The sequence below is a fragment of the Deltaproteobacteria bacterium genome, from assembly GCA_016219225.1.
Lineage (GTDB): Bacteria > Desulfobacterota > RBG-13-43-22 > RBG-13-43-22 > RBG-13-43-22 > RBG-13-43-22.
The window spans coordinates 1-8,347 of record JACRBX010000026.1; the positions used below are offsets into that span (position 1 = coordinate 1).

An 8,347-nucleotide genomic window follows, 5' to 3' on the forward strand; every position below is an offset into this window, starting at 1 on the left:
CTTAAAAAAGACAAGACCATTTCCGAAGATGGATTTTTTAAAGGCCAGGAAGAGATCCAGAAGATTACCAATGATTTTATTGAAAGAGTGGACCGGATCAGCGAAGAGAAGGAAAAAGAGATTTTGTCCTTTTAAGGACTTCGCGAGAGCCTGGCCAGGCATCAAGCCCTCATGCCTCAGAGGGGTGCCACGAAGCATGAAAAAGTGAATATCGAATATCGAATATCGAATCATGAATGTTGAAGGAGAGTTTCTTTTAAATTCCGAAATCCGAAATTGGAATCTATTTTTGTACTAAACCGCCATGCCCCGCCTTTTGGGGCCTGGTGACACGAAACATGAAAATACGAATATCGAATAATGCATATCGAATAATGAATATCGAAGGCGGATTCCTGGTCACCTTTCCCCATTCCCGATGAAATTGAGCACTCCTGAAAAAATGCCCCGGCATATTGCCATTATTATGGATGGGAACGGTCGCTGGGCCCAGCAGCGATCCTTGCCCCGCGTGGCCGGACATAAGCAAGGGGTGGAGTCGGTTCGGGAGGCCGTGAGAACCTGCCGGGAACTGGGGATTCAGGTTTTGAGTCTTTATGCTTTTTCGAGAGAAAACTGGAACCGTCCCAAGTGGGAGGTTAAGGCCTTAATGCAATTGCTTTCCCACTATTTAAAATCCGAAATTCAGGAATTGAAAAAAAACGGAATTGCCTTAAAGGTCATCGGAAACCTGGAACAATTACCGGAGAAACTGCAACCCCAATTGATAAAGGCCATTGAACAAACCCAAGAGAACAAAGACATGATCTTAAATGTGGCCTTAAGCTACAGCGGGCGGGCGGAAATCCTCATGGCCGTGAGGAAGATGGCCGAAGCCATCCTGAATAAGGATCTCTCTATTGAAGATATTTCCGAAGCGCAGTTCGAAAAGTTCCTTTATACCCATGGCTTGCCCGACCCCGATTTGCTGATTCGCACCAGCGGGGAATACCGGCTGAGTGATTTTTTGATTTACCAATCGGCCTATACTGAGATTTATGTGACTCAAACCCTATGGCCGGATTTTCGCAAGAAACACCTCCTGACTGCCATTCAAGAATTTCATAAGAGGGAAAGGCGATTTGGTTTAACCGGAGAACAGGTTCGCCGAAAAAATTCCCTGCCTCTCCAGGAACGTTCCTGAGGAGATGTTTTGGGTTTAAAGCCTTCACCCTCTCATGGTAAGCGCCTTATCACCGCTTCCCTGATTATACCCCTGCTCTTTTTGGCTCTCTACTTTGGAGGGCCGGTTCTTTTTATTTTTCTGGTTTGGGCCGGTTTTTCCCTGGGGAACCGCGAATGGTTTTATTTGATTTACCAAAAACCCTCCGGCTTTATCCTGTGGCTTCATTGGTTTCTGGGATCATTGGCCCTTTGGGGGGCATATTTTAAAGGGATAGACGGTCTTTTCCTGGCCTTAATCCTGGGAGCGCTGTTTTGCTTTATTTATATGATCGTCACTTTCCCTAATCAAAAACCTTTTTTTGATTCTTTAGGTAAACAGATCTTTGCCCTCTGGTACCTGCCCCTCTATCTTCCTTTTTTCGTACTCATCAGAAAGGAAAGCCACGGACTGAACTGGGTATTTTTTCTGTTGGCGGTGAACTATGCCGGGGATACGGCGGCTTATTATGTAGGACGCACCTGGGGAAGACATAAGCTGGCCCCCTTGATCAGTCCCCAAAAGACCATCGAGGGGTCTTTGGGAGGCTTGACGGCCAATATACTTTTGGCCTGGATTTTTCAAGTCACCCTTTTCCCGCAATACCCTCAGCTTCAAATAATCGGCCTGGGGTTGCTACTTGGTATGGTCAGTCAATTAGGGGATTTGTTGGAATCCATGTTTAAACGAACCGTCCGGGTAAAAGATTCGGGTTCTCTTTTTCCAGGGCATGGGGGTTTTTTGGATCGCGCCGACAGTGTGCTGTTGCCGGCGCCGTTGGTTTACTTTTTTGTGAGATTTTTCGGGTAACGGGTAACGTAAAGCGGATAACGTGAAGCGTGAAGCGTATCTCGGAGTGCGTAATGCGTACATCGTATGAAGCATTTAGCATCTCTTGTGTCGACCTCGGAATTCAGTAAGATACGAACCACCGAATAACGAATTACGAGATACGAGCTACGCTTCACGAGATACGAGATACGAAAGGATCTTTTGAAAACCTTATCCCTCTTAGGCAGTACCGGCTCCATAGGCGTCCAGGTCCTCAATCTGGTCAAACAGTTTGAAGACCAGTTTCGTATTGTTGGGCTGGCGGCCGGGAAAAACATGGGACTGCTTAAAGAACAGATCCTTTATTTTAAGCCGCGAAGCGTTTCCGTAGCTTCGGAGAAAGAAGCTATTGAATTAACCAGCCATGGATTTCCGGGATTTCCCTTAACGGTCCTCTGGGGGTCTGAAGGTCATGAAGAAATTGCTGCCCTGGAAGAGACGGACATGGTGGTCTCAGCCATGGTCGGAGCAGTCGGTTTACAGCCGACTTTGGCGGCTATCAAGGCTCGAAAGACCATTGCCCTGGCCAATAAAGAGTCTTTAGTAATGGCCGGGGCCTTGATGAAGGAAGAAGCCCGAAAACACGGGGTAACTATTTTACCGATCGACAGCGAACACAGTGCCATTTTTCAGGTTTTACAGGGCCAACAGCGGGAGGCCTTACGGAAGATTATATTAACCGCTTCAGGGGGGCCGTTTTGGGATTATCCCCAAGAAGCCATGAAACGGATTACCAGCCAGCAGGCTTTGAATCATCCCAAATGGAAGATGGGTCAAAAGATATCGATTGATTCAGCCACCCTGATGAACAAGGGGCTGGAGGTGATGGAAGCCCAATGGTTATTCGGGGTTTCTCTGGATCAGGTGGACATTTGCATCCATCCCCAGAGTATCATCCATTCCATGGTCGAATATCAGGATGGCTCTATCCTGGCCCAAATGGGAAATCCTGATATGGTGATCCCTATTGCCTATGCCCTTTCCTATCCCAGGCGGCTGCCTCTGAATCAGGGTTTTTTAGACCTGACCCAACTGACCGGGTTAACTTTTTTTAAGCCGGACCTGGAAAGATTCCCCTGTTTGGGGTTGGCCCTGGAGGCGGCCAGAACAGGAGGCAGTATGCCGGTGGTATTAAATGCCGCCAATGAAGCCGCTGTCTTCTCTTTTTTAAAGGGGGGGCTGTCTTATCAGGGGATTCCCTTCGTAATTAGGGCCACCATGGAAAAGCATAAACCCTTTTCCCCGGCTAATTTGGAAGAAATTCTGGCCGTTGATTCCTGGGCCAGAAAAGAGGCCGGTTCCTGGATTGAAAAGAAAGGTTCAAGGTCCAAGGTATAAGGTTTTTGATCCAAGGTTCAAGGTCCACACCTTATACCTTAAACCGAATACCATAAACCCTATTAAACGTTAAGGAAGCAACAATATGGAAATGATGATTCTTCAACTTCAAAGTATCCTCTCGGTTCTCGCCGAAACCGCCGTGTCCCCGTCGTTGTTTTACGGGTTTTTGTTTAAACTGGTCCCTTTTATCATCGTCCTCGGTTTGTTGATCTTCTTTCACGAACTGGGACATTTCGGGGCGGCAAAATTCTTCGGGGTTAAAGTGGAGCGGTTTTCTTTCGGCCTGGGCCCCCGTTTGTTCGGCCTCAAGGTGGGGGAAACCGATTACCGGATTTCCGCCTTTCCCCTGGGGGGATATGTTAAGATGGTGGGAGAAGGGCTGGATGATGAGGTCTCGGAAGAAGAAAAGGTCCGGTCCTTTTCTCATAAGCCGGTCTGGAAAAGGATGGTCATTGTCCTTTGCGGCCCTTTGTTTAACTTCTTTTTCGCTATCGTTGTTTTTTGCGTGGGGTTTCTATTCGTTGGACAGGTCATCCTGACCAGTGAGATCGGGGAGGTTAAACCCAATTTCCCGGCCTATAATGCCGGCATTCGTCCCGGAGATAAGATCGTCCAAATGGACGGCCAAGCCATCCAGTCCTGGAAAGAACTGCCTGAGATCGTACGAAAAAATCCGGGAAAACCCATTTCTTTGATTTTTGTAAGGGGAAACCAGCGTTATGCAACCGAGGTTACACCGGTCAGAAGTACGGTTAAAAACCTTTTCGGGGAAGACGTTCAGGAAGCGGTTATCGGGGTCACCCCCTCCGGAAAATATTTTACCCGGAAATTAGGGGTCCTGGGTGCCTTCCAAAGCGGGATCGATCAAACCTGGGGGATAACTAAAATGACCGGGCTCAGTCTGCTCAAGCTGGTCCAAAGGAAATTACCTTTGGAGACCCTGGGGGGGCCGATTTTTATTGCCCAGTTGGCCGGTCAGCAGGCCCAGGAAGGCTGGACCAATCTTTTATTTTTTACTGCCCTGTTGAGCGTCAATCTGGGAATCTTAAATCTCCTTCCCATCCCTGTCCTGGATGGGGGCCATCTGGTTTTTTTCGGGTTGGAATGGATCCTGGGCAAACCCCTCAGCCTGAAGAAACGGGAGATGGCCCAACAAGTGGGTATGTTTATCCTGATCCTGCTGATGGTCTTTGTTTTTTATAATGACATCGCACGTATCATCCAACAGTGATGCTGGGGGTCTGGGGTCGGGGGGCAGGGATCAGGGGTTGATTTATTGAATCAGTTTGGAGTTCGGAGTTCGGAGCAAACCCTCTAAACTCCGAACTCCGAACTCCAAACTTGATAGGCTATGCCTGGAGAACTTACACTCCATTTAACCAACCAAACAGGAAAGAATTTGAAGATACTGGCTCTGGATACCGCCACCGAAACCGAAGGGGTGGCCCTTCTGGAAGGGGATGTGTTACAGGCCCAGGCCCAGATTCGGGTTTCAAAAACCCATGCCAGTCAATTATGGAAGACCATCTTTTTCCTTTTGGCCCAGGCCGAATGGGAGCTTAATGAAATTGACCTCTGGGCGGTGACGGTCGGCCCGGGAAGCTTCACTGGTCTTCGTATCGGTCTGGCCACCATAAAAGGCCTGTCCTTTGCCACCCAAAAACCGATTGTCGGAATATCCACCCTGGAAGCCCTGGCCTTTCCATTTTCTTATTGCCCCTACCTGATTTGTCCGGTCATTGATGCCAGAAAGAAAGAGGTTTTTTGTGCTTATTTCAGGTCGGATTCCCACGGGGAAATCCATTGGGCCGGAGAACCACGAAATATAAAGCCCCAGGCTTTGGCGCAGGAAATCAATGAACCGGTTCTCCTGGTAGGCAATGGGGCCAGACTCTACCAGCCATTTTTTAAAGAGAGTCTCGGTACACTGGCCTTGTTCCCTGATTCTCATTTGCATCTTATATCGCCGGTCGTTCTGGGGACCCTGGCCCGGTCCCGGATGCAGCAAGGCCGGCAATCTTCTCCGGAAGAGATCCGGCCCTTTTATATTCGTCCTTCCGATGCCGAATATGCCAAGCAAACCCCTTCCATTTATTAATCCTCTATGCCCCTAATGGGCGCCACGAAAGATGAAAATAAGTCTAAAGTTTTTTCAATAAAAGTTCGATAAAAGAACAGGGATCATTACCTAAGAGTCGTCAGTAGTTCTCGGGAAAGCGGAAAAGACCTATTATACAAAGGAGGAGAAACCGTGGAACCTTTTCTCAGAATCATGCACATCGACTCCGATTATCAGGTTTTTTTGATGGTTATTAATGAAGGGACCAGCACGGTTTCCAGTCTGTCTCTGGGCGAGGCATTAGAATGCATAAAGACCCAGGATCTGGATTTGATTCTATCGGAACCTCAAAACATGGCGATTTTTGATAGAACCATTCCTTCCGGATTGTTGATGACCAATACCCCGGCCTTTCCCTCCAGGGGACATTTATTTTCACAAATCCCGCAACCGATACATAAAGATTCCAGAATATAGGGCTGTTTGATCGTCACCATTTTTCCTTCCGGATTCATGACCAGGGCCTCCCGGAATTTAATAGCCTTTTCCGGGGTAGGACAGTGTTCTTCACAGACAATGCAGGGAGTTCCCTGGGCATAGGGGAGACATCGGTTTCTGTCAAAATAGGCCCGGCCGATAACGGTTTTTTGTTTTTCCTTTAAAGGGAGTTTTGCAATCGCCCCGGTTGGGCAGACCTGACCGCAAAGGGTACAATTAAATTCGCAATAGCCTATACGGGGAACGAGCCGGGGAGAAAACAGTCCTTCCATCCCGGCTTCCAGCCAGCAAGGCTGAAGGGCATTGTTGATGCAGACCTTCATACACTCGCCGCAGCGGACACAGCGATCCAGGAAGAAGTTCTCCTTAATGGCACCCGGGGGGCGGATCAAGGTCGGGTCTGGGTTTTTGGTTTCAGCCCGGACTTTTAAAAAGGTTGGGAGGATAAGGGCTGAGGAGAGCGTTCCGATAAACACCCTTCTGGAAATCCCCAAAGGAACTGGTCTTTGTTCCGGTTTTTTGAAGGCAAAGGAAATCGCCTTATCCGGGCAGAGATGCAGACAATCGAGGCAAAGGTTGCAGTCGGCCGAAGCAATACCACCAGTCTGATCGATAGCCTCCATGCGGCATATCTGGGTGCAGACCCGACAACCCCGACAAGAGGTTTGAATGTGACCCCGAAGCCAGGAAAATCGGGATAGCAGGGCCAGAAGTCCCCCTAAGGGACAAAGGTTTTTACACCAGAATCGTCTCTCTATGCGCTCCAGGGCAAAGATTGCTATTAGGATGAGAAGGGATAAGAGACTCAGATAAAAAAATTTTTGATTATAAGCTAACAGGGTATCCTTGAAAAAGGAGTATATCGATTCACTGATTTGGGATAGGAAGGACGGGCCATGACGATATAAAAAATCAAAAAAGGACCCAACCGTATAATTAAAAAAAGGGTCTACGGACAGGGTCATTCCCCGGACCAGGAGAGAAAAAGGATCAAAATAGCCGACCACCGGGAAACCCAAAAAGGCAGACAGGAGAATGAACCCTAAAAGGAGATATTTCCAGTTTCGGCGCCGGACGTTTGATTTTTCTTTTTTAAGGGGGGAAACGGTCTGGAATAAGTCCAATAAGGTGCCGAGAGGGCAAAACCAGCCGCAAAAAAAACGACCGAGGATCAGGGTCAGTCCGATGACGATCAGAGATAACAGGAGCAGGGAGATCAAGGCCCTGGCAGCCAACATGGCGGCCGCAGCCACCAGGGGGTCCAGGCGGAAAAAGATATTGACGGCATAGGGGATTTGGTCTTCACCCTTATAATCGGTCAGGCGGAAGAGGACCAGAAATAAAAGAAGAAAAAGGGTTTGGGCTATGCGTCTCCAGTAGAGGAGGGGAAATGTTTTATTGCTTCGTTTTTTCAACTCCGAACTCCGAACTTTGAACTCTTAACTCTGACCCCCTGATCCCCCCGGCCCCCTTTCACGCCTTAACAACCTTGATCTTCTTCAAGTCCATCTCACCCAACCCTAATTGATAAGCTGCCTGGGTCGACTCGATTTCCTCGGGCTTTAAGTGAAAGAGGGTGGTGGCATAAGCATCTGCCGCCACGATATCGGTGGAAGCGATCAGGCTGTTGAGGATCTTTACATCTTTCAGGTCCCCGCCTTGAGGGCCATTCCGGAGCAGGATCCGGGTAGCGTCGATCACGGTCAGATGGGGTTTTAATACGGTATTTAAGTCGGCTATCCGCTGGCCCAGGGAAAAATGGATCTTGCCCCGGAATCCGCCGATGACTCCCATGATATTTTTCAGCCCCAGGCTTAGTCCGGCTCCACCATGATGTTTGGCCACCGGCACATTGATATAGCAGTCGGCCTCCAGGGCCTCTTTATAAAATTCCCAGTCGTTGATGGATTTCCCTTTGGCGATTCGAACAGGGATGAATTTCCGGTTGTCCATGTAGGTGCAAATGGCCCTTCGATCCCCCAAGGACTCCACGGCCTTTTTGATCCCGCTGTTGGCATAGCAGCGACGTTCCTCATTACAAGGGCGGTCAAAAACCAGCACCTGGGCGGCCCCGGCGTCCAAAGCCAGACGTACCAGGGTCTTAACCACCTCCGGATGGGTATTGGCCCCTTGTTCAGGGGAGCGGTCCCAACCGATGTTGGGTTTAACCACCACCCGCTGCCCCTTTTTAACAAAGGGCTGAATACCCCCCAAGGGACCGAGGACTTTGGAGACCAGGGCCGGGTAATCGGTTCCCTCGGTTATGGAAACGATAGATGCCCGGGGTTCGGCCCAGAGTTCGGGAATGAGGCGAAATACCGGGGGGGACAGGGTTAAACCCGCAGTCCACAAAGCGCATTGTTTTAAAAAAACACGTCTATTCATGATGGTGTTTCCTTTTTTGGTAAATTAATATA

8 protein-coding genes are annotated in these 8,347 nt (G+C 48.9%); 6 read left to right on the forward strand and 2 right to left on the reverse strand.

Going from position 1 to position 8,347, the window contains the following annotated elements; all coding sequences use genetic code 11:
• The 6 genes from HY879_01865 to tsaB all read left to right on the forward strand — a co-directional run.
• On the forward strand, positions 1-135 hold a 135-nt coding region (locus tag HY879_01865; GenBank protein MBI5602079.1), incomplete at its 5' end, for a ribosome recycling factor.
• Positions 136-418: 283 nt separating this feature from the next.
• Complete coding sequence (locus HY879_01870) at positions 419-1,183, forward strand: isoprenyl transferase (protein MBI5602080.1); 765 nt, start codon at positions 419-421, stop codon at positions 1,181-1,183.
• Between the two features lie 9 nt (positions 1,184-1,192).
• Positions 1,193-2,011, forward strand: a complete 819-nt coding sequence (locus HY879_01875; GenBank protein ID MBI5602081.1) for a phosphatidate cytidylyltransferase — start codon at positions 1,193-1,195, stop codon at positions 2,009-2,011.
• Positions 2,012-2,194: 183 nt separating this feature from the next.
• Positions 2,195-3,370, forward strand: a complete 1,176-nt coding sequence (locus HY879_01880; protein MBI5602082.1) for a 1-deoxy-D-xylulose-5-phosphate reductoisomerase — start codon at positions 2,195-2,197, stop codon at positions 3,368-3,370.
• Positions 3,371-3,539: 169 nt separating this feature from the next.
• Positions 3,540-4,604 carry an RIP metalloprotease RseP gene (gene rseP / locus HY879_01885; protein ID MBI5602083.1) on the forward strand — a complete coding sequence of 355 codons (1,065 nt, stop codon included), beginning with the start codon at positions 3,540-3,542 and terminating at the stop codon, positions 4,602-4,604.
• A gap of 168 nt (positions 4,605-4,772) precedes the next feature.
• On the forward strand, positions 4,773-5,471 hold the full coding sequence (gene tsaB / locus HY879_01890; protein MBI5602084.1) for a tRNA (adenosine(37)-N6)-threonylcarbamoyltransferase complex dimerization subunit type 1 TsaB: 699 nt from the start codon (positions 4,773-4,775) through the stop codon (positions 5,469-5,471).
• A gap of 308 nt (positions 5,472-5,779) precedes the next feature.
• Here the strand turns inward: tsaB and HY879_01895 are convergent, their stop codons facing one another.
• Positions 5,780-7,345 (reverse strand): 4Fe-4S binding protein, encoded by a 1,566-nt coding sequence (locus tag HY879_01895; protein MBI5602085.1) that lies wholly within the window; start codon positions 7,343-7,345, stop codon positions 5,780-5,782.
• 58 nt (positions 7,346-7,403) lie between these two features.
• Positions 7,404-8,315: a DUF362 domain-containing protein gene (locus HY879_01900; protein ID MBI5602086.1), complete on the reverse strand. Its 912-nt coding sequence runs from the start codon at positions 8,313-8,315 to the stop codon at positions 7,404-7,406.
• Positions 8,316-8,347: the final 32 nt, after the last annotated feature.